Below are 20,112 nucleotides of genomic sequence, written 5' to 3'. Positions count from 1 at the left end.
AAATGAAACAGAGAAAATGGCTTTTTCAATAATTTTTCAGAAAAAATAGTATTGCAAAAAATGAGAGAAGCGCAAGGCTAGACTGCTTGCCTTGTAAAAGCCACCTATATAAAAAAGCTCTCAACCATTACGATTGAGAACTGTCATCTTACTGCACTGCTGCTTTCAATGCCTCTACCTTATCCAACTTTTCCCAAGGCAGGTCAATATCTGTCCTACCCATGTGGCCATAAGCTGCTGTCTGACGATAGATTGGACGTTTCAGATCCAGCATTTGAATGATACCGGCCGGACGCAGATCAAAAATCTGACGAACTGCTTCCTGAAGCTTGCTTTCTGCAACAGCACCAGTTCCAAAAGTATCAATCCGTACAGAAACCGGCTGAGCCACACCAATGGCATAGGCTAACTGCACTTCTGCTTTCTTGGCCAGTCCCGCCGCCACGATGTTTTTAGCAATGTAGCGAGCTGCGTATGAAGCAGAGCGGTCGACCTTGGTTGCATCCTTACCAGAGAAGGCACCGCCACCGTGACGAGCATAACCGCCATAAGTATCCACAATAATCTTACGGCCAGTCAAGCCAGAGTCTCCTTGCGGACCGCCAATTACAAAGCGGCCGGTTGGATTGATGAAAAATTTTGTCTTATCATCCAGATACTGGGCTGGGATTACTGCTTTAATCACCTTTTCAATCACATCACGATGAATCTCTTCATTAGTCGCTTCTGGGTCATGCTGAGTCGAAATAACCACCGTATCCACGCGCACAGGCTGGTCATTTTCATCATACTCAACTGTCACCTGTGACTTAGCATCTGGACGAAGATAGGCAATCTCTCCTGATTTGCGCAACTCTGCCAATCGACGGACTAGCTTGTGACTGAGCGAGATAGGAAGCGGCATGAGCTCCGGCGTTTCATCCACTGCAAAGCCAAACATAAGCCCCTGGTCTCCAGCACCAATTAAGTCCAATGGATCTTGATCCACATTCCCACGAACTTCCAGAGCTTCATTGACACCTTGAGCAATATCTGGAGACTGCTCCACCAAAGACGGATGCACACCGACTGTCTCAGCTGAAAATCCATACTCTGTATTGGTGTAGCCAATGTCTGCAATGGTATCTCGAACCACACGGTTAATATCTACATAAGCTGTGGTCGAAATCTCACCAAAAACATGAACCGAGCCCGTATAAACGGCTGTTTCAGCAGCCACATGGGCATCTGGATCCTGACTCAAGACAGCATCCAAAATAGCATCGGAAATTTGGTCTGCAATCTTATCAGGATGCCCCTCCGATACAGACTCAGACGTGAAAAGTTTACGTTCTGACATAGAAATGTCCCCCCTTAAATAAATTGTTATAGAGTTACAAAGTACTGATAGAAAGAACTACCACCTTATCGGGACTATATAACTTCTTCATTATACCATAATTTACGATACCACTCCTTTTTTTAAAAAAAGAACAAGATATAGATTAAAACTATACCTTGTTAAGCTCCATTCATTCTTGGAAGTTAACCAACCTATCCAGACTAAATAACAAAATAAAAACATAAAGAGAAGATATAGTTTAGCACCAAATTTTCTTCTGTTACCTCTCCACTTCTTTAGCCATTAGAGTTCCGAACAAAACAAGAGCTGCTAAAACAAATGGAGCGATTTGAAAAAGAAACCAATCTGGGTCTCCTGCAAAAAAGGCAGAAATCAGGTAAAGTCCTGAACCTGCATACAGTAAACCCTTATTTCCTCTATTCTTTCCAATACCAGTTAAAACGGTCGCAATTAAAATACAAATTAAGCTGGGTGCTAGGAAAATTAACAAGACGATCCCCCATGGAGCTGCTAGAGTGAAAAGTAAAACAAACAAGACAAGATAAATTATCGATAGATAAAAAGCAAATGACAGCAGACCTGACCTATACTTGGTTTCTTTTGAATTCTTCATAGTAACGTCAGGAATATTTTGTTCCTCAATAGATTGATTATTATCTTTATTCATCTCATTATTCGTCATTTGATTCATCCTTTCTAATTATTTTTTAGACTGAAGAGGCAAGATATCTATCCCACTATTGTTCCTCAGATAATAGCATTTCGCTTATGTCCAACCTCTATAATACACGCTTGATTCAGAGAATATTTTGCTACATAACATACATATGCGCTTTTCACATAAACTCCTCATTCTATACCAAATCCGTCTGAGCGATAGCCTTCTTGACATCATCCAGCGGCAGATGAACTAATTCCACCTCTTTCTCCTTGTATAGATACTGAGCATAGTCATCTATCCGATATTGGTTGATGTAGACCACTCGCTTACAGCCGACCTGAAGCAGTTGCTTGGTACAGTTGAGACAGGGAAAATGAGTCACATAAGCCGTAAATCCCTTGGGGACTCCCCGCTCGGCTCCTTGCAAGATGGCATTGACCTCAGCATGCAAGGTCCGCACGCAGTGACCGTCAATAACCAGACACTCATGGTCAATACAGTGCTCAGTCCCTGAAACCGAGCCATTGTAACCAGTTGAAATAACCTTATTATCCTTGACCAATACAGCGCCAACCTTGGCTCGCTTACAGGTTGAACGATTAGCGATTAAGAGAGCCTGAGCCGCAAAATACTGATCCCAAGCTAAACGATTCTCCGACATAATTTCTCCATTCTACTGATTTTTTATTCACATAAGTATCTGTTTTTTCTATTATATCGCAATTCCCTATTTTTAACTAGCTTTACCATGAAATCTGTCTTATCAGTAACAAGCCTTTATCTATACTATAAGTGGCATGGCGGGCTATTTCTTTCTTTATACTTTTCATTAATAGTTATCGAAAAAGAACCAAGGAAATCCTCAGTTCTTATTTTAATTATTTACCAAGCTTAGCTTTAGCTGCATCTGCAAGAGCTGTGAAAGCTGCTGCATCGTTAACAGCCAAGTCAGCCAATATTTTACGGTTAACTTCAATCTCAGCCAATTTCAAACCATGCATCAATTGTGAGTATGAAAGTCCGTTCAAACGAGCTGCCGCATTGATACGAGTGATCCAAAGTTTGCGGAAGTCACGTTTTTTCTGACGGCGGTCACGGTATGCATAGTAGTAAGAGTTCATTACTTGCTCTTTTGCAGTACGGAACAAGATATGTTTTGCTCCATAGTAACCTTTAGCTAATTTTAAAATACGTTTACGGCGTTTGCGTGATACAACGCCACCTTTAACACGTGCCATTTATATTTCCTCCAATATTTCCTAGATAATCGTTACAGTAGCTCTTATTTCAGACCTGTAAGCATTGCTTTGATACGCTTGAAATCTCCTGCATGCACCATTCCTGCTTTGCGAAGATGACGGCGTTGTTTCTTAGTCTTTCCGTGGAAACGGTGAGAAGTGTAAGCACGGAAACGTTTCAAGCCACCAGAACCTGTACGTTTGAAACGTTTAGCTGATGCGCGGTGTGTTTTTTGTTTTGGCATAATGTTTTCTCCTTTTTCTATCTTTCTGACAATCTATTTTTTGTCAGGAATTGGCGCCATCTGCATGAACATCTGACGTCCATCCATCTTAGGCTTTTGCTCAATAATAGCAACATCTTGAGTCGCTTCAGCAAAATCTGCTAAAACTTTAGCCCCGATTTCTTTGTGGGTAATCATCCGGCCTTTGAAGCGGATAGATACCTTTATTTTATTTCCTTTTTCAAGGAACTTGCGTGCGTTGCGAAGTTTAGTGTCAAAGTCTCCCTTGTCAATAGTTGGACTCAGACGAACTTCCTTCACAGTAACAACACTTTGTTTCTTGCGTTGTTCTTTTTGTTTTTTCTGGTACTCAAATTTGAACTTACCGTAGTCCATAATTTTTGCAACAGGTGGTTTAGCTTGTGGCTGAATCAGGACCAAATCGACATTTGCTTCATCCGCAAGAGACTGCGCTTCGCTCAGCGGTTTAATACCTAATTGTTCGCCGTCAAGACCGATCAAGCGAACTTCACGCACACGAATTTCATCATTGATGAATAAGTCTTGTTTTGCTATGGTTTTCACCTCTTTTTTTATTTTTAGAGAAAAACAAGTGCGGACCTGCTAACGCAAACCCGCACTACATGATAATATTTCATTACTGAAACTAAATCCTGTAGAGCCAGACAACGTTAGTCGCAAGGCGAGAAGCTCTCACTTCTGCTTTTCTCAACTCTACTATCATACCAAGTTTCATTTTATTTGTCAATGATTTTTTTCGCTTTTTCTTCGATAAATGCAACAACTTCAGAAATGCCAACACCCGTGGTATCAAAATGAATGGCATCGTCTGCCGGTTTCAATGGCGAAACCTCGCGGTGACTGTCCTTATAATCCCGCTCTGCAATTTCTTCTTTCAGTTTGTCCAAATCAGCTGGAATACCTTTTGATAGATTTTCCTTATATCGGCGCTCAGCTCTTTCATCAACCGAAGCTACCAGATAAATCTTGAGCTCAGCCTGAGGCAAGACAACCGTTCCAATATCACGGCCATCCATGACAATCCCTCCCTGAGCAGCAATTTGCTGCTGCAAGGCCACCAGTTTCTCACGTACTTGAGGAATGGCTGATACCCAGGAAACATTATTGGTAACTTCATTTTCCCGAATCGGGTGAGTCACATCCACGTCGCCGACAAAGACTAGCTGCTCGCCATCTTCCGCTCGACCAAAACTGACCGAATGATTATTGAGCAAGTCTACAATTTCAGTGGCATCTGCTTCTGTTAGATGATGCCGCAGAGCCAGATAGGTTGCAGCCCGGTACATGGCTCCTGTATCTAAATAAGTATAGCCAAAGTCCTTGGCAATAATCTTAGCAACAGTCGATTTTCCACTGGAAGCAGGACCGTCAATCGCAATTTGAATCTGTTTCATGGTCAGCTCCTACTCAATCTTCACAACATCACCTGGATTGGCATACCAAGACCCAGTGGACATATGAGAAGGGTTCAGCTGTTCCAGCTTGGCAATAGAAATACCCGCACGCGCCGCAATGGCTGCCTCTCCTTCACCAGGCTGGACAGTCAGAGTTCCTTCAGATGATTCTGTCGTATTTGCCGCTGTCTGCTCTGCAGTAGAAGACGCTTCACTGCTGGAACTTGCTGCTGAAGTGCCGTAGAAACCTTCCATTTGGGTCTGTCTATTACTTCCCCCAGTAGACAGATAGGTCAAGAAGCACACCACCGCAACCACTAAAATACAGAAAATAATGGTTAAAATGGTCAACAAGCGGTCTGCATTCAAGGCGCTAAATTTCTTGGTTCGTTTCAACTTATCTTCTCCGTTATCGTATACATCTTCTTCCCACGGTTCTTTTTCCATGACTTCCTCCTTGAGTTTTTCTTAAAATCTTATTACAATATGGGTATGAAAGTAACACTCATTCCCGAACGGTGCATTGCCTGTGGGCTCTGTCAAACCTACTCAGATCTTTTTGACTATCATGACAATGGCATCGTCAAATTTTACCAGGACGACCAGCTCCTAGAAAAGGAAATCGCTGAGGATCCCGATGTCGTGGAAGCCATCAAAAACTGCCCAACCCGAGCTCTTTTGAAAGACTAGGATTTTTTGGACTGACTGCCATAGTAAGCTTCAAAATAGTCAATATGGGTAAAATTATCTACTAATTCTACCTCACCCTTAAAATGCTCATTAAGGGCTAGGGCATTGACAAAATATTTCTTAGGCCACTTGCGCATACAAAAACTCCGGCTGCGGCTCTGCCCTTTAAAATATAAGGTAATTGACGTCTTGGTCACTTCGACTTTTTCAATATCTGAAATCTTGACCTTTATCGGAGTAAAGGGATTGGCTGTGATAATTCGCAAGGTTCCATCATCATAAATGGTAAAATAACGATGAACTCCCATTCCCAACAAAACCATGAACAAGAAGAAAGAAAACAGAACAAGAGTCGGCACTCGTGAGCTTTCATACATCAAAGCTAAGCCAACAAAAATCGGAATGACCGATAAAGACCAATATATTATCAGGATGGCTACATCTGGCTGCCAGTGATAGCGAACCTTACCGAAAATCTTTATCATGCTCACACCCCCATACTACTAGTTTAGCATAAATTAAGAAAAAATAGAACAGGTAGACTTGCCTATTCTATTTTTTTATTTATGATTTTGCTGTCTTAAAGAAGCTATCAGACAAGTAGCCCTTGCCTCTGACCATATCATACTCAATCAGTTTCAAATCATCTGCTATTTCTTGAGCTTCTTCGTCCAATTCCTTTTTATCTATACTGGCCTTATGCAATACTTCTGTTAACAAAGCATAGTAAGGTGATACTTTGGAATTTGTCTGCTCCAGTAAGAGAGCGGAGAAATCACTAGAATTGACTCTTGGATAATCGAGTTTAGGAGTTTCATAATTACTCCAAACGAAATAATCTGTCAGATATTGGCTTTCTGGATTTTCTTTAAAGGCTGACTGAGGATAGAGACCAGGCAAATGGTCACCGTAAAAGACGACCGTTACCTTTTTATCTACCTTTGAAAGCTTCTCCAAAAACTCCTTGGTCGCCTGATCTGTATGGTAAAGCATTCTGACATAGCTGGAAAGAGATTCGTTCCCTTCCTTGCTAAAGTCAGGATAGCTGGCAGACATGTATACAGGATTGGGCTCACTCCAAGGCATGTGGTTCTGCATGGTCATGACAGAAAAAAACTGTCCCTGCTTGCCATTCAAATGCTCCAAGACCTGATTATAAGTCGTTTGATCGCTGTAATTACCACCTATATTATCACCCTTCAGGCCTTTAGTGCCATAGTGAATAAAGGTATCAAATCCCAAATCCTGGTAAATGACATTTCTGGCATAATTGCTAGGGGAGGCCAGATGGATTACTGTCCGATTCTTAGATGAATAAGCATCACTAATGGAAGGGAATCTATTCATCCTCGGGACAATTTCAGTATAGAGAACCGAAATAGATGGAGACAGATTATAAAAAGGCAAACCTGTCAGGGTCTGAAATTCCATGTTGGCCGTTCCTCCACCATAGCCGTCTGACTTCATCAGTCCACTGGTGGTGCGAGTTTTAACTTCCTGAATATAAGGAATTGGATTCTCAGACATAGTAACGCCGTCAACCCGAGCAGGGTCAGAAAAACTTTCACTTAGGAGATAAATTACCGTTTGATCTTCGATTTTATTCTGGCGTTCTTTATTAATAGCTTCCGCAATACTCTTATACTTTTTTTCTATCTCTTGAATCTTTTCCTTGGAATAGCCACGCGGTTCGATCATGGTTGTATCCGACATCTGTGAAAACCAGACAAAAGAAAGGGAGCGCAGCTGTGAATTGACAGTATTTCCCATCCAAGTCAGGTCATGGTAATTATTTAAGACCGAAATGACTGGGATATTCTCTACTATCTTGCCATTCTTTTTAGTAGCAAATATATCCATGACTCCCAAGAAAAAGACTAGGGGTAGGACTAGCAAGAGAAGTTGGTATTTAAGAACGGTAATGAACTTGCCTGGCAAGATTTTCTTACGCAAATACCAGTAGAGAGCGCCTAGAGCAGCTAGTCCCAAGATAGCATAAAATCCATAATTGCCTCCGAGAAAGTCAAAGAGGGTCTTGGGATTTCTCAGCCAGACCATATCACTAGGCAATATTGGCTCTTGGCGATACTGAAATTTCAGACTGCTAGCTATGGTGGCAATCACCACTAGCGCTGTTATCAGCATGGTTGGCAGGAGAAAATGATTGAAAATCAGGTAAAGAGCCATAAAAATCATGAAAAAAACGATAATTTGAAAGAGACTGGCTCCAGTGAAAAGATACTGATCCAAAACAATCACGTCTCCTCGGATACTATTTTGGATAGTATAGTTAAATATAAGAGCAAACACTGCACTCAACACAAAAGCAACAGAAACACTGGCTTTATTCTGAGCGAGATCGCGCAATCCCTTAACAGCTAGAAAGCTGGGGAGAGAAAGCAAGATAAAGATAAGTGCGATAAGGCAGAGGAAAGTTAGCACAAAGTTCTGCGTTATATCCAACTTGCCTTCCTCAAGGAAATTCACTAAATAGCTTTGGTGATGCAGCAATTCCGGCATCTTATCGTCCATCAAAGCAAGAAATAGAAAGAATTGGGAGAGAAAAAGATTTTCCAGTACCTCTCTATTTTTCTTATTAACCTGCAAGAACTTACCTGGAAAGCGTTTTTTAAGCTTTGGAAAATGGATAAAAATATACGCAAATAAGAAAATCAAAAGCAAGCCAGACAGGGAGTTAAACTGCCAAAAATGATTGCTGAAAACCCGTTCTGCTTTGAACTCAAAATCATTGACGTGCTGAGTTACTGTCAGTAAGTAAGAAAATCCTGTATAGAGAGCGTAAATAATAGCTGACCATAGGAAGAATCTTTTGCTGAAGAACTGAGACAAAAGCTTACCCAAGCCAAACAAAAGAGGGAACAACATCAGAAAAGCCAGCCACAAGGCAGGATAATTCCGTAAATCTTCGCCTTCCTTCAATAGTAAGACTGTTGTAACAGAGACTGTATCTAAAAGTAAAAAACTAATCAGCAGGTATGAGAACTGCTTATAGTGGTTGAGTAAAAATTTCATTTTTCTTTCTGGTAAATAGTTATATTCTCTAGTGAGATTTTTGTGAATTAAGAATCTCACTTTTTCTTTAAAAGATTGGACAAACGATTTCGAATCTTTTGAGATAAATTTTTCTGACTTAATTTTTCTTTTTGCTCGGTCAATTCTGCCCTCTTCCTCTGCCAGTCCAGTAAAGAGGGTAGAGAAGATAAGAGCATAATCTTGAAATCGTAATGACTGTCCCAAGCTAGATAAACTAATAAATGCTCTAAAACATCAGACAGCTCCTGATCAGAGGATGGCAAACTTTCTAAGCTCTTCATCTGGAACAAACTAGCCAAAGCAGAATTTTTGAACCATAAGAAGCCGCCATAGACTCTCGTCAGAGAAGAGGCGGTCATAAAGTCAAAAGACTTATGCAAACCAGCTTCCTGCCAGACAGCAGACAGACTTGGACGCAGTGGTTCTGTCTCAAACAAGCCATCTCTGACTAGGCGCGGCAAATCCGGAATAACCAGACCTACAGCAGACTCCTGCTCTAGCGCTTCTATACTCGCATCCGCATAATCCACCATCAGATTTATCAAATCAGAGCGCATAGCTTGGTCAAAAACTGCCTGATTCTCTACCAATCTATGAGTAGATAGATGACCGATATAAGCATAGTCTTGCAGAATTTCCTTCTGCTCTAGCATGGCAAGCCAGGCACGAGATTTCTGACTTAGGACAATCTGAACTTTATTGCCCAGATGACCAAGAGCTGTCTGCAGCTGTTTCAGAACTTCTGGCTGGTTTGTTGTCAATAAATACTCGTACTGAGACGATAGAGAGAATAGCTTGTCCTGATACTGCTGAAAAATAGGAAAATCCGTTACATGAATATGCAGGAGGACAGGCTGATCTGTCCGATAGTTCGAAGTTGCCTGAGACAAATACTTGTCCTGCAGCAAACAAGGAAGGTCTGGACCAAAATGATAGAACAGGTGTTCCCTAATAAGCGAAGTTGGATAGGATGAGTTGGTTTCAAGATCTTCCAGCAAATACCTAGCCAAAAAAGGATTGCCCGTGAGAGCCTTCACCTTTAGAAAAGGAATCTTTGCTTCCAGAATCCTAAGAGGCTTATAGTATGAAAAATCTGGATGAACCAATTCTCCTGCTTCTTCCTGACGGGTATCAAGGAGAGCTTGATATTTGAATCCTGCCTCTACAAAACGTTTGGTAAACTGGGTCTCGTAATGGTCTATCACATCTTGAACGTCAGTAAAATCTTCTACCTGAGACCAAAATTCACGGAAAGACTTGTCTTTGAGAACTGACTGCTTAAAGGTGACAAAGTAGCTCTGCAGGTGTTCTTCAAAGTATCTGGTCTTGCGAAAATTAGTCATTCCCCAAAAATCGACTTGCGAATCCTCTTCAAAGCGCTGATAAATCGTTGATAAATCCCATAGAGGCCCGAAGCAAGTGTCGTTCATGAGAGTCAGAGAGTCTGAGTTCTGCAAAGTGTCAAAACCCAGCCAGTTCATACCGTCACGCCAGGCTGCAAAATCAAAGCCTCGATTATCACGCTCAAGCAAGTCAGAAATTCCCAAGTCTTCTCTCAGCCGGCATTTGTCCTCATTGCTCAAAGGACTATTTGAAATAAAAAGAATCTTAGAAAAAAGCGGCTTTAGCTGCTTCAATTGATAGAAGACATGACCGCTTATATGATTGCATTTATTGAAATGAACATAGAGTAATATTCGTTCCATGAAAATACCTTATTCTTTATGATTGAGAAATCTTCCAACTGCCATTACGCTGGATTAAGCCAGTGGCAGAATCCTTAGCAGAGACATCATCATCCTTAATATCCTGACGATTGATTAAGATAACTGGGTTGTTCTGAGAGTCTGCAAAGGCTAGAATTTGTTCTTCCTGATCCCGCACTGAAACCTGCAGCTTTAACTTAGCGTTATTTATCTGTGACACATGGCACTTGTAAGTCAAGCGCTTCTGTCCAGGTCCTTCTGTCGGCTGATCCATGGAATTATCATTATAAAGCCAGATGGTTCGATCGATATCTGTCAGAGAAAAGGAAACATAGGTCGGTAGGTCTTGATTTACCTGATAAGAAATTTCAAATTCAATCTCTTGTTCAGGTGAAATCTGAGGCGAATGCAAGAGCTTAACTTTCAAATCAGAAACCGCTGCATTCTCAACCTGGAATCCTTCGTTCATGGCTTTTGTTTCAGTCGCATTGTCCAGACTGTACTGGTTGGCTACATCATCTGGATTGCCGATAGCCTTGACCAAGCCATTTTCAATCAAGACAGCTTTGTTACAATACTTTTTAACAGCTCCCATGTCATGGGTCACCAGAATGGTCGTCTTACCTGATTCCTTACGATCTTTAAAGTAGTCATTACACTTACGCTGAAAGGCTTCGTCCCCGACAGCCAAGACCTCGTCCAAAATCAGAATATCACCCTGAGCCTTGATGGCCACAGAAAAGGCCAAACGCACCTGCATACCGCTGGAGTAGTTCTTAAGTTTTTGGTTCATAAACTCGCCCAGCTCGGCAAACTCCACGATATCATCGTACATGGCGTCTACTTCTTCTGTTGAGAATCCCAGCATAGCACCGTTCATATAGACATTTTCGCGGCCAGTTAGTTCTGGATTGAAACCGACACCTAGCTCAATAAAGGAAACCAACTTACCATCAATAGTTACCTTGCCCTTCTCCGGAATATAAATCTCAGAGATAATTTTCAGGAGGGTGGACTTACCAGATCCATTGCGGCCAACAATCCCGTAGAAGTCACCTTTTTCGACCTCAAAGGAAATATCTTTCAAAACATGCTGTTCTTTGTAGCCTTTAATCCCCTTAAAACGATTAACCAGACTGGTTCTCAAACTCTGAGTAGCCTCAGTAGGCAATCGAAAGAATTTACTTACATGGTCGACTTTTACTGCAATATTATTTGACATTATAAAATCTCCGCAAATCTCTTAGCATTTTTATTAAAGAAGAACAAACCTAGAGCCAATATCACAAAAGGAATCAAGTAAGGGATGAGGGCGATTAGTTTGTTATTCACGATATCCCAGCCTCTGACATTAACAGGAGAAACGATGAAATGGCGCATATCCTGCAGCATCTGGGCAATCGGATTGAGCATCATAATTTTAGCGACAAAGAATTGCTTCCGCTGCAAAAGAAAGGTCAGAGAGTAAATAATAGGACTAGCATACATTCCTGCTTGAAGTGCCACTTCCCAAATCGGTCCAATATCCCGATACTTCACAAACAAGGAAGACAGCATGAGGGCACAGCCCATTGCCAAAACCAATACCTCCAGAAAAAGAGGAATAATCACTAGCGTATGCAAGCCGAATTCCACCTGATTGATCAAGGCGAAAAGGAAAACAACGACCAGATTAATCAGAAAATTGATTGCCGCTCCAAGAACCGATGAAATGACGATGGTATGCTTGGGAAAGTTCAATTTACGAAGCAAATCTCCCCGAGAAACGATGGAAAGCATGCCCATGTTAGTAGCTTCGGTAAAGAAAGACCAGAAAACCATCCCCAGCAAAAGCCCCACTGTATAGTGGGGTGTCCCGTCATCAAAGCGCAAAAAGCGGACAAAGACCAGATACATGATGGTAAACATCATCAATGGCTTCAAAATCGACCAGAGATAGCCGACTAAGGATCCTTGATAACGCAACTTAAAATCCGTCTTGATTAATTCTTTCAAAAGAATTCGATTTTTTTTACTAAAAAAATCCATGAATATTACTCCTTATAAGCAAACTTTGTGAGAATGAGGCTTGTAAAAACAAGCGTATGAAAAGTGCGGTTTTTACGATAGCCATACTGGCGAATCCTGCGCCAACGCTCCTTAAAAGGCACCTCCATAATGGTCACAAAGTTCTCAATTAACTCTCTATTTTTAGCAGTCAGCGGCAGGACCAGCAAATTTCTGGCCTGAGTCTGACTGTCTTTTATCAATTTCCAATATTTGGCAAAAAGAACATGGGGACGCACCCAGTTTTTTACGCGTTTTCTGAGCGTTCGAGCTCCTAGCACATTATTCGAATGCTGACGATAGAGCTCACCCGGCTTGTCAATATAGACTAGATTGCCAAAAGCCGCAGCCAGCAAGCCCAGATACCAATCGTGCATGAGCAGTTCATGCTCTTCCTTCCCAGTCCAAAGTTGAGCCAAGGCGCGATTTATCATAGAAACACCACCCGTCACCGTATTCTCCGTCAACTCTTGGACTAGTTCTGTATTAGCGTGATCTGACTGAGTACGAATCATACTTTCGTGAACAACCTGTAGCTCTTGATCTACGACCTTCAAGTCAGTATAAACCAACAGGGGCTGACTGTTATCATACTTGTCTGCCTCAGCCAATTGCATGGCAATCTTGTCTGGCAGCCAAACGTCATCTTGGTCGCTAAAGAGATAGAAATCCGAATCTTGGTATTGAAGCAGGCTATGAAAACTCTGAATGACACCCAGATTTTGTGGATTTTCCCGATTGATAAAGGCAATGCGGTCATCCTTGCGGCAAAAGTCCTCAATGACAGCCCGCGTCCCATCTGTAGAGCCATCATCACGAATCAGCAGTTGCCAATCTCTATATGTCTGCTCTTGAATACTCTTAATCTGCTCGGCCAGAAACTGTTCCCCATTATAGGTGGACAGAAGAATGGTCACTTTCATGATAAAAATAAATCCTCGTATTCACCCACAATTTTTTCCCAGGTGTAGTTTTCTTTCATATTTTCTTTGGCGGCTTGGCCTAGCTCCGTAAAATCAGTTTGAGCATCTACTTGGTCAATCAGTTGGGCCAGCTGGCCAGGTTCTTTTTGCCAGTATAGAGCCGTTTCCTTGGCTACCTTCCGATTGAAATCCACATCCAATACCAGATTGGCATCTGTCTGAGCCAGAGCTTCCAAGAGTCCCGGATTGGTCCCACCAACCTCATGCCCATGTATGTATGCAAAAGCATGATTACGGATATATTTGAGCAGATTCTGATCGTAGACCGTACCGACAAACTTAATGCGAGAATCACGGTCAAAGCCTGTTTTCTGCTTGAGCTCTTCAAAATAGGGATTGCCCTCATGATTGCAGATGATCAGCAAGTCACGTCTGGTTTTGGATTTCATGAATTCTTGAATGATGGTTTCATAGTTGTTTTCCGGAACGAAGCGTCCGACAATGAGGTAATAGTCTTTTTCCTTACTGGCCCACTTTTCAAAGAAGACCCTGACCTTGCCTTCGTTTTCCGTCAAATTGGACAGATAAAGGTCGGTTCCATAAGCGATACAGGTCGTTTTAGACCAAGGATAAGCTTTTTGAACATAGCTTTCGATGCCTTGATTGTCCGCGATAACCAAGTCTGCGTACTTGGTCATAACCTTCTCAGAATATTTGAGATAGGCTTGGACTGGCTTAGACCACTTGGCCCGCTTCCACTCCAACCCGTCAGGATTGATAAAGAATTGACCACCTGCCTGATGGATACGACGAGCAAAGGGAAGGATAAAAGCACCAATCGTATTTCCAAGAATGTAAAAAATTGGCTGCTCAATCTGCTCTTTCTTAGCAAACTTGAGGGCGTAGGAGACAGCCATCATGTCATAGGCAATTACGCGGGCAGGACCAAGCTTGGGTGGCTTGACTGTGAAGCAGTCTACTCCCTTGTAGTCAAAATGATGAAAAGCTTCATCATCTGATAGGCAAGCCACATGATACTGGATTTGAGAAGAGATTTGATGCTCTGTCAATTTCTCGACAAAGGTTTCAAATCCTCCATATTTGGCAGGAAGTCCCCGACTCCCGATGATGAAGACATGTTTCATGATTTCCCTCAATTCAAGATTTTACAATCCATTCTATTATACCACTTTCTAGTGTGTTTGTATAATACAAAAAGGACAGGTAGAGCCGCGGCTACACTTGTCCTTTTCTTTCTTTAACCTCTTCTACCAGAAAGCAGCTTATTTTTCACTTTGCGTAAGAAAGAGCTGGCTGATTGAGAAGGTAAATTTGTATCCAATAAGCACTTGACATGGCGCAAGGAGTTAGCCTGGTACATTTCAGTGTTTTCTATCTTATCCAATAAGTTTTGGTAAACACTCTGAACTGTGTAGCGCTCTTGGATTTTGCCAAGATTGGCCACCGACTGGTCTTTTAATCCCTCAAAGTTTGCCAAGGCAAGGTTTATCTTATCAGCCAACTCCTCGATATTGCCAGAAGAATAGAGCTGGCCTTCTTCAAAGATTTCATAGGCGGATAGATGACCAGGATTATCCGACAAAATGGTCGGAAGGCCATTCATAATCGCTTCAATATAGACTAAACCAAAGGTCTCCATCGCAGACGGAAATACCGCTAGGTCTGCTGCCGTCACCTCTGCCCAAGGATTGTCCTTGGGCCCTAAGAAGCTAATATTTTTTATCTGGTGTTCAGAGATATAAGTATCGCATTTTTTTTTGTATTCCTCATCCCAGGCACCTATAAAAACTAAGGCCGGTTTTGGCTGAGATAGCTGATCATAGGCTTTTATCAATTCTAATTGATTTTTCCGCTCTGTCAAACGTCCGACTGACACAATACGTCTTTCGGCTCTATCCTTTTCTCCTGTATTAGTAGGATAAATTTTCGTAAAAGGGGCAAAAGACAAGACTTTTCTGTTTGGCAGCAGCTCCTGTAACTGTCTCTGCAAGGCACCTCTAACTGCAAATATTTCCTGTGAATAATCACTGATAAAATCTAGCTTTTCCTTATAGTAGCCAAACTCTCCGTCAGGAAATTCATGAATCAGCCAGAAATGCGGAACATCCTCGCAGGCCGCTGCCACTGCACCTTGAAACATATTGACCGTATTGGTAATAACCAAATCAATCTTTCGCTCCGTTAGTATCTTTCTGAGCGCTGAGGTATTATCCTGATATGACCGAGCTCTAGTCTCAGGACTATCTGGCAGGCCACCAGGCGCATCCTCCCACCACCATTTAACTGACGGCAAGGCTATAGTCTCAATAGCCAAGGCAGCCAAGCTGGATATATAGTCCTGCTGAACGGCTACATGATAATCCGGAATCGCATTGATAACCTGATGGCCCGTCTGGACCAAGTATTCCATCAAATTGACAATAGAGATTTCAGCTCCATTATCCAGCGTTCCAGTCGGCGAAATGAATAATATCTTTTTTTTCATAGCTTATCCTAGTACATTCCAATAAAAGGGCACCATCAAGTAGAGGGAAACCAAGAAGTTAGCTATCAGAGTCCCAACCATCATTTGATTCACCACTCTGTCTTTAATATCCAAGGTTCCTAGATTAGCAACAGTTGGTAGCAGTAAGATCAAGAAGGGTGTAAAATAACGTCCCTGAGCACCAACTGATATCATGGCACCTTTACCGAGGACAATGGGTGTCCACTGCAGATACATAATTGACACAACAGCAATCACTTGAACCAGAAACAGATACCGCGACATGACTGCGTAGCCCTTGGTCATAAAATCCTTCTGCGATTGCAAGAAGATAAGCGCCAAGACTGCCACATCGATAAAAATCAACCAAAGCGGCAGCTGGATAGTAAAATTCCCCAAAAAGCCAAACACACCGATTGTCAAAATCGTATTCAAGTCACCATTGACGCTTTGCTTAAAGAGCGTATTCAGCAAGACTTGGCCATAGTGCAAGAGCCCTCCCTGATTGCGAAAGGCCAAATGCAGGGCAAGAAAGAAAGCTGCAAAGCCAAGTATATAAAAGATAATGCGATAACGAGCTACAAAAGCTTTGGTTGCAACAAAAGGCTTGTTCAGAACCGCAAGGAATCCTTCAAACTCAAAATGAACAAAAGGTAGCAAGCCTAATAAAAGGACATTATTCGGTTTGGTGACAAAGAGGCCTATAGAAATCACCAAAAGCTCCAGTACATTTCTATTAGTGAATTTCTTATGGTAGGCAATATTGGTCAAAAAGCCAACCGCCAACATAATTTCCAGGTAGTTCATCACATCGTAAGAGAGAGAAGCTGCCTGCTGGACCATAATAGGCAAAAGAGATAGGAAAAGCAGAGCTTTTTTGCCATATTTGAAATATTTAATCATCAGATAAACCCCGATGATGTATGCCAAGGCATTAAAGAGCCGCCCCATCATCACGATGAAGCCTACTGACGGATAAAGCAAGCTTCCTAAGGTCATACCTATGAGCTGAGGCAAGAAAGAGATAGCCTTGAGATTAAAGCCAAAGGTAAACTCTTCTTGCGCCAGATCTATCTTCTCTGAGAACAGCTGCTTGTACTCTGCCGGCGAAACATTCGGAGTGGATGGGATTTTGTCCATCCATTTATATGTTCGACTGGTAGGTTTATGGAAGATTTCCCATGTCATACGAGCGTGATTGGTCTCATCAGGCACCCGATTAATCGGCTGTGCAATCATAAAAGTCAAGACAAAGATACTTGCCAATAATAAGAAAATATTCTCGACTTTTACTTCTTTATTTCTTTTCAAAATAAGTCACCATTTCATCTTTTTTATCTAAACTGCAATTTTTTAATACAAAAGTGTAGGCATTCTCCGCCAGTTCTCTGCGTAAATCCGCAGAAAGAATCAGGCTTTCTAGCTTTTCTTTCCATTCACTATCTTTAGCCAAAAGTCCCGTCTGACCATCTATCATCATGTCCGCAAAAGCACCGATATGACTGGCAATCGTTGGTACCTTGACTAGAGCTGCTTCTATCCACTTGATTTCTGACTTAGCCCGATTAAAGACTGAGTCTACTAGTGGAGCCAGATTAATATCAACCTGACTAATCAGCTGAGGCAAGGCCTTCCAGTCCACATACTCATGGACGATAATACGCCGCGAATATTGTTTCATATCCTGCGGGATATCCAAGTGCCCTACAATATGAAGCTCAACGGTTGGGTAGTTGTCAAGAACTTCTTTGATAGACGGCTTGATGAGCTCAAAATTTTCATTGTGGCTGATAGAGCCAGAGAAATAGCCGATTTTGATTCTGTCGTCTGCACCAAAGTCTTCCTTCAAGAACTGCGAGCTAACCGCAATCAATTCGCTGGACGCCAGATTACGATTCAGCAGGACGGAGTCCTTGTATTTGAGCAATTCCTCTTTTAGCTGATTAGTGGAGGTAATCGCCCCATCACAAGCCGCCAGCATTTTCCCGTAATTCTTGACACCAGCATCGTAATTGCCCTTTTCCTTCTCAGACAAGCCTTGGGTATAGCTTAGCTGGTCCGTATAAAGGGTATCAAAGACCAAATCATCAATATCAAAATAAACTGGCTTATGCTCCTCCCGAGCCAAATCGCATAAAAGCTGGAGCTGGGCAGACCAAGGAGCGCGGTAGATAATGATGTGGCTGGCATACAGGGCTTGAGTCAGACTAAACTCAGACGCATTGACCACTTTCACAGCAAAACCATTCTTTCTAAGCTGCTCTGCCTTATTGAGCACACGGTAGCGCGTACACTGCGGAATGATATTCTCTACACCGTCAATGATGAGAATATATTGATCACGAGGCACATCTTTGAATTTTTGAACGATGTTCTCAAGAATCTCCACTGGATAATCTGTCTTCTCCCGAACGTAGTCCAATAAATCAGGAACTTCCGACTCTCTTTCCAGACCTTGCCATAAAAACTGCTGATCATCATAATTCTTCAAAGAAGTATACTTAATCAGAGGACTACCCGCTTTTAACATCCTTAATGGATGAATATACATAGCCGAATCCTGATTTTCGTGAACCAAGGCATCGTAGCGATAGCCCAAGTCAGCAAAGTACTTGGTAAAAGTCGTTTCATGCTTTCCGATAGCTTCTTCCCGTGAATCCGTGTCAGTCAGCACTTGCCAATAGTCGTAGAATTCTTCGGACTGAAGCAGCAAAGGCTCAATCACCAAAAAATAAGACTGTAGGTGGTTGGGAATGTAACCATAGCGGTTAAAACCAGTGATATCTTCCTGAGTTTCACCATAGGAAATTCCCCAAAAATCAAGATTTCGGCCAACCATAGTTTGAAAGACAGCCGCCAGATCACTCATAGGTCCGATATTGGTGTCATTGACGAGCATCAGCTGAGAGCAATGCTGCAGCTTTTCCTTTCCTAAGGAAAGAATGCCTTCACGAAAAGCTGCTGTATCATAGCCGGTATTATCCCGCACCAAGACTTGCCCATACTGCTCTAAAGTTTCTAAATCCTCTGCAGCCAGTCCGCCGTTAACGACGATGAGAGTCTTATCAGCCAAAGTTGCTAATTTTTCTAAAAAGATAACCTTATACTGCTGCAAGCGAGGCTCGGATTCAAAAATGACATAAATTAAGACTTTTTCGCCGCTTGAAACTGAAGCAAGAGCTTTTTCCCTTTGGGAGTTCCGCAGCCATTGATAATAATAAACTTTAGGAGACTTAACTTGACGTTTTAGACGAATCAACTGTTGCTTAATCCGACTTAAAACAGCTTTGATACTGCGAGGATTTTTGACTAATCGAGCCAGACGTTTCAATGGGGTAATCACACCATTCCCCAGCCGATAGGAAATAGATCGGCGAATACGAAACTGCTCCTGAATAGCCTCATCTCGCTGTTCCTTTATCGTTCTCAGTCTGGATTTCAGAGAATCTAAATTTTTATGTAACTGTCGCTGATCCTCCTGCAGTTCAAGAACATAGTCGTTCACTTTATCCATATGCTGAATCAGTTCATCCAAACGGCCTTCCAGAGTAAATATGTTCTTGCCCAAAGCTTGATATATTTCATCTGGTATCTTTCTCACATACTTACGCAAGATTTTCAGATACATTTCGTAATGATATCTCGTAGAATCCCGTTTAGAGATTGATTCCTTATCAAAGACCCGGTAATTCAGCTTTGTTTTTGCATCATAAACTGGTCTCGCTCCTTGATTGATAATTAAGTTTAAAAGGAAATCATAGTCCTCCAGTTTTTCACGATTCAGCGCTTCATCATAATAAATACCATCAGCAACCGAACGACGAATGAGGGAACAGTTGGAAATATAATTCTCTGTTAAGAAAGCTAGCTTGTCAAATGGCCGTGATTTAAGGTAAAACTCCTTTTTATCAGGATCATACAAATCCCCATAGACAATATCTGCTTCCTCTTGCACCATGGTTGTGTAGAAGCTCTCAACATAGTCTGAATCCAGAAAATCGTCACTATCCACAAAAATAAAATAAGTGCCTTGAATTTGCTGCAAAGCCTTGTTTCTTGTCTTGACAACCCCCATATTTTCATGGCTTTCAAACCGCGTCGGAAAAGGGGAATTCACCAAGACAGATTCTATGATTTCAGCAGAATGATCAGAGGAGCCATCATCCAATACCAGTAACTCAATATTTCGATAGGTCTGAGCAAAAATGCTGCGCAAACACTGTTCAATGTAATCTTGATGGTTGTAACAAGTTACAACAACAGATATTAAATCTTTCATATACTTT

Annotated in this window: 19 protein-coding genes and 1 other annotated feature; of the genes, 1 reads left to right on the top strand and 18 read right to left on the bottom strand. The window is 41.9% G+C overall.

Annotation, left to right across the window (positions count from 1 at the left end; genetic code table 11):
* Positions 1-148 precede the first annotated feature (148 nt).
* The 8 genes from metK to FOC72_RS03155 form a co-directional block, all read right to left on the bottom strand.
* Entirely contained in the window at positions 149-1,339 is a 1,191-nt protein-coding gene (metK, locus tag FOC72_RS03190; protein ID WP_002895046.1) for a methionine adenosyltransferase, read from the bottom strand.
* A 262-nt stretch (positions 1,340-1,601) separates the two neighbouring features.
* Positions 1,602-2,024, bottom strand: a complete 423-nt coding sequence (locus FOC72_RS03185) for a hypothetical protein (protein ID WP_223313307.1) — start codon at positions 2,022-2,024, stop codon at positions 1,602-1,604.
* A gap of 172 nt (positions 2,025-2,196) precedes the next feature.
* Positions 2,197-2,664: a deoxycytidylate deaminase gene (locus FOC72_RS03180; RefSeq protein ID WP_002895042.1), complete on the bottom strand. Its 468-nt coding sequence runs from the start codon at positions 2,662-2,664 to the stop codon at positions 2,197-2,199.
* A gap of 217 nt (positions 2,665-2,881) precedes the next feature.
* Positions 2,882-3,241, bottom strand: a complete 360-nt coding sequence (gene rplT, locus FOC72_RS03175) for a 50S ribosomal protein L20 (RefSeq protein WP_002895040.1) — start codon at positions 3,239-3,241, stop codon at positions 2,882-2,884.
* 44 nt (positions 3,242-3,285) lie between these two features.
* Positions 3,286-3,486 carry a 50S ribosomal protein L35 gene (rpmI, locus tag FOC72_RS03170; RefSeq protein ID WP_002895038.1) on the bottom strand — a complete coding sequence of 67 codons (201 nt, stop codon included), beginning with the start codon at positions 3,484-3,486 and terminating at the stop codon, positions 3,286-3,288.
* Positions 3,487-3,519: 33 nt separating this feature from the next.
* Positions 3,520-4,050: a translation initiation factor IF-3 gene (infC, locus tag FOC72_RS03165; RefSeq protein ID WP_002895037.1), complete on the bottom strand. Its 531-nt coding sequence runs from the start codon at positions 4,048-4,050 to the stop codon at positions 3,520-3,522.
* Between the two features lie 16 nt (positions 4,051-4,066).
* Positions 4,067-4,197: a sequence feature (ribosomal protein L20 leader region), on the bottom strand.
* A gap of 26 nt (positions 4,198-4,223) precedes the next feature.
* Complete coding sequence (gene cmk, locus FOC72_RS03160; RefSeq protein WP_002895036.1) at positions 4,224-4,901, bottom strand: (d)CMP kinase; 678 nt, start codon at positions 4,899-4,901, stop codon at positions 4,224-4,226.
* A 9-nt stretch (positions 4,902-4,910) separates the two neighbouring features.
* Complete coding sequence (locus FOC72_RS03155; protein ID WP_002895035.1) at positions 4,911-5,348, bottom strand: SAG1386/EF1546 family surface-associated protein; 438 nt, start codon at positions 5,346-5,348, stop codon at positions 4,911-4,913.
* A 45-nt stretch (positions 5,349-5,393) separates the two neighbouring features.
* Here FOC72_RS03155 and FOC72_RS03150 point away from each other — a divergent pair, with 45 nt between their 5' ends.
* Positions 5,394-5,591: a ferredoxin gene (locus FOC72_RS03150; RefSeq protein ID WP_295345912.1), complete on the top strand. Its 198-nt coding sequence runs from the start codon at positions 5,394-5,396 to the stop codon at positions 5,589-5,591.
* Here FOC72_RS03150 and FOC72_RS03145 read toward each other — a convergent pair.
* The 10 genes from FOC72_RS03145 to FOC72_RS03100 all read right to left on the bottom strand — a co-directional run bounded on the left by FOC72_RS03145 (position 5,588) and on the right by FOC72_RS03100 (position 20,105).
* Positions 5,588-6,076: an EbsA family protein gene (locus tag FOC72_RS03145; RefSeq protein ID WP_002895031.1), complete on the bottom strand. Its 489-nt coding sequence runs from the start codon at positions 6,074-6,076 to the stop codon at positions 5,588-5,590. The genes FOC72_RS03150 and FOC72_RS03145 overlap by 4 nt on opposite strands.
* Before the next feature lie 79 nt (positions 6,077-6,155).
* Positions 6,156-8,624, bottom strand: coding sequence for an LTA synthase family protein (locus FOC72_RS03140; protein WP_002895029.1), 2,469 nt, complete (start codon positions 8,622-8,624; stop codon positions 6,156-6,158).
* A 56-nt stretch (positions 8,625-8,680) separates the two neighbouring features.
* On the bottom strand, positions 8,681-10,351 hold the full coding sequence (locus FOC72_RS03135; RefSeq protein WP_002895028.1) for a rhamnan synthesis F family protein: 1,671 nt from the start codon (positions 10,349-10,351) through the stop codon (positions 8,681-8,683).
* 16 nt (positions 10,352-10,367) lie between these two features.
* Positions 10,368-11,573 carry an ABC transporter ATP-binding protein gene (locus tag FOC72_RS03130; protein ID WP_002895026.1) on the bottom strand — a complete coding sequence of 402 codons (1,206 nt, stop codon included), beginning with the start codon at positions 11,571-11,573 and terminating at the stop codon, positions 10,368-10,370.
* Positions 11,573-12,379 carry an ABC transporter permease gene (locus tag FOC72_RS03125; RefSeq protein WP_002895024.1) on the bottom strand — a complete coding sequence of 269 codons (807 nt, stop codon included), beginning with the start codon at positions 12,377-12,379 and terminating at the stop codon, positions 11,573-11,575. Before FOC72_RS03125 ends, FOC72_RS03130 begins: the two co-directional genes overlap by 1 nt.
* 5 nt (positions 12,380-12,384) lie before the next feature.
* Positions 12,385-13,320, bottom strand: coding sequence for a glycosyltransferase family 2 protein (locus tag FOC72_RS03120; protein WP_002895022.1), 936 nt, complete (start codon positions 13,318-13,320; stop codon positions 12,385-12,387).
* Positions 13,317-14,465, bottom strand: coding sequence for a beta 1-4 rhamnosyltransferase Cps2T (cps2T, locus tag FOC72_RS03115; protein ID WP_002895020.1), 1,149 nt, complete (start codon positions 14,463-14,465; stop codon positions 13,317-13,319). Before cps2T ends, FOC72_RS03120 begins: the two co-directional genes overlap by 4 nt.
* Positions 14,466-14,578: 113 nt before the next feature.
* Complete coding sequence (locus tag FOC72_RS03110) at positions 14,579-15,826, bottom strand: glycosyltransferase family 4 protein (RefSeq protein WP_002895017.1); 1,248 nt, start codon at positions 15,824-15,826, stop codon at positions 14,579-14,581.
* Between the two features lie 3 nt (positions 15,827-15,829).
* Complete coding sequence (locus tag FOC72_RS03105; protein ID WP_002895014.1) at positions 15,830-17,137, bottom strand: DUF2142 domain-containing protein; 1,308 nt, start codon at positions 17,135-17,137, stop codon at positions 15,830-15,832.
* Positions 17,124-20,105, bottom strand: coding sequence for a rhamnan synthesis F family protein (locus tag FOC72_RS03100; protein WP_002895013.1), 2,982 nt, complete (start codon positions 20,103-20,105; stop codon positions 17,124-17,126). The genes FOC72_RS03105 and FOC72_RS03100 overlap by 14 nt, the downstream gene beginning before the upstream one ends.
* Positions 20,106-20,112: the final 7 nt, after the last annotated feature.

Source organism: Streptococcus sanguinis (assembly GCF_013343115.1).
Lineage (GTDB): Bacteria > Bacillota > Bacilli > Lactobacillales > Streptococcaceae > Streptococcus > Streptococcus sanguinis_H.
Note: the sequence above shows the minus strand (reverse complement) of the source record. Positions and strands in the feature narration are given on the sequence as shown.

Coding starts and splice junctions, on each gene's coding strand:
- metK (WP_002895046.1), bottom strand. CDS start 1,339: ATGTCAGAACGTAAACTTTTCACGTCTGAGTCTGTATCGGAGGGGCAT.
- FOC72_RS03185 (WP_223313307.1), bottom strand. CDS start 2,024: ATGACGAATAATGAGATGAATAAAGATAATAATCAATCTATTGAGGAA.
- FOC72_RS03180 (WP_002895042.1), bottom strand. CDS start 2,664: ATGTCGGAGAATCGTTTAGCTTGGGATCAGTATTTTGCGGCTCAGGCT.
- rplT (WP_002895040.1), bottom strand. CDS start 3,241: ATGGCACGTGTTAAAGGTGGCGTTGTATCACGCAAACGCCGTAAACGT.
- rpmI (WP_002895038.1), bottom strand. CDS start 3,486: ATGCCAAAACAAAAAACACACCGCGCATCAGCTAAACGTTTCAAACGT.
- cmk (WP_002895036.1), bottom strand. CDS start 4,901: ATGAAACAGATTCAAATTGCGATTGACGGTCCTGCTTCCAGTGGAAAA.
- FOC72_RS03155 (WP_002895035.1), bottom strand. CDS start 5,348: ATGGAAAAAGAACCGTGGGAAGAAGATGTATACGATAACGGAGAAGAT.
- FOC72_RS03150 (WP_295345912.1), top strand. CDS start 5,394: ATGAAAGTAACACTCATTCCCGAACGGTGCATTGCCTGTGGGCTCTGT.
- FOC72_RS03145 (WP_002895031.1), bottom strand. CDS start 6,076: ATGATAAAGATTTTCGGTAAGGTTCGCTATCACTGGCAGCCAGATGTA.
- FOC72_RS03140 (WP_002895029.1), bottom strand. CDS start 8,624: ATGAAATTTTTACTCAACCACTATAAGCAGTTCTCATACCTGCTGATT.
- FOC72_RS03135 (WP_002895028.1), bottom strand. CDS start 10,351: ATGGAACGAATATTACTCTATGTTCATTTCAATAAATGCAATCATATA.
- FOC72_RS03130 (WP_002895026.1), bottom strand. CDS start 11,573: ATGTCAAATAATATTGCAGTAAAAGTCGACCATGTAAGTAAATTCTTT.
- FOC72_RS03125 (WP_002895024.1), bottom strand. CDS start 12,379: ATGGATTTTTTTAGTAAAAAAAATCGAATTCTTTTGAAAGAATTAATC.
- FOC72_RS03120 (WP_002895022.1), bottom strand. CDS start 13,320: ATGAAAGTGACCATTCTTCTGTCCACCTATAATGGGGAACAGTTTCTG.
- cps2T (WP_002895020.1), bottom strand. CDS start 14,465: ATGAAACATGTCTTCATCATCGGGAGTCGGGGACTTCCTGCCAAATAT.
- FOC72_RS03110 (WP_002895017.1), bottom strand. CDS start 15,826: ATGAAAAAAAAGATATTATTCATTTCGCCGACTGGAACGCTGGATAAT.
- FOC72_RS03100 (WP_002895013.1), bottom strand. CDS start 20,105: ATGAAAGATTTAATATCTGTTGTTGTAACTTGTTACAACCATCAAGAT.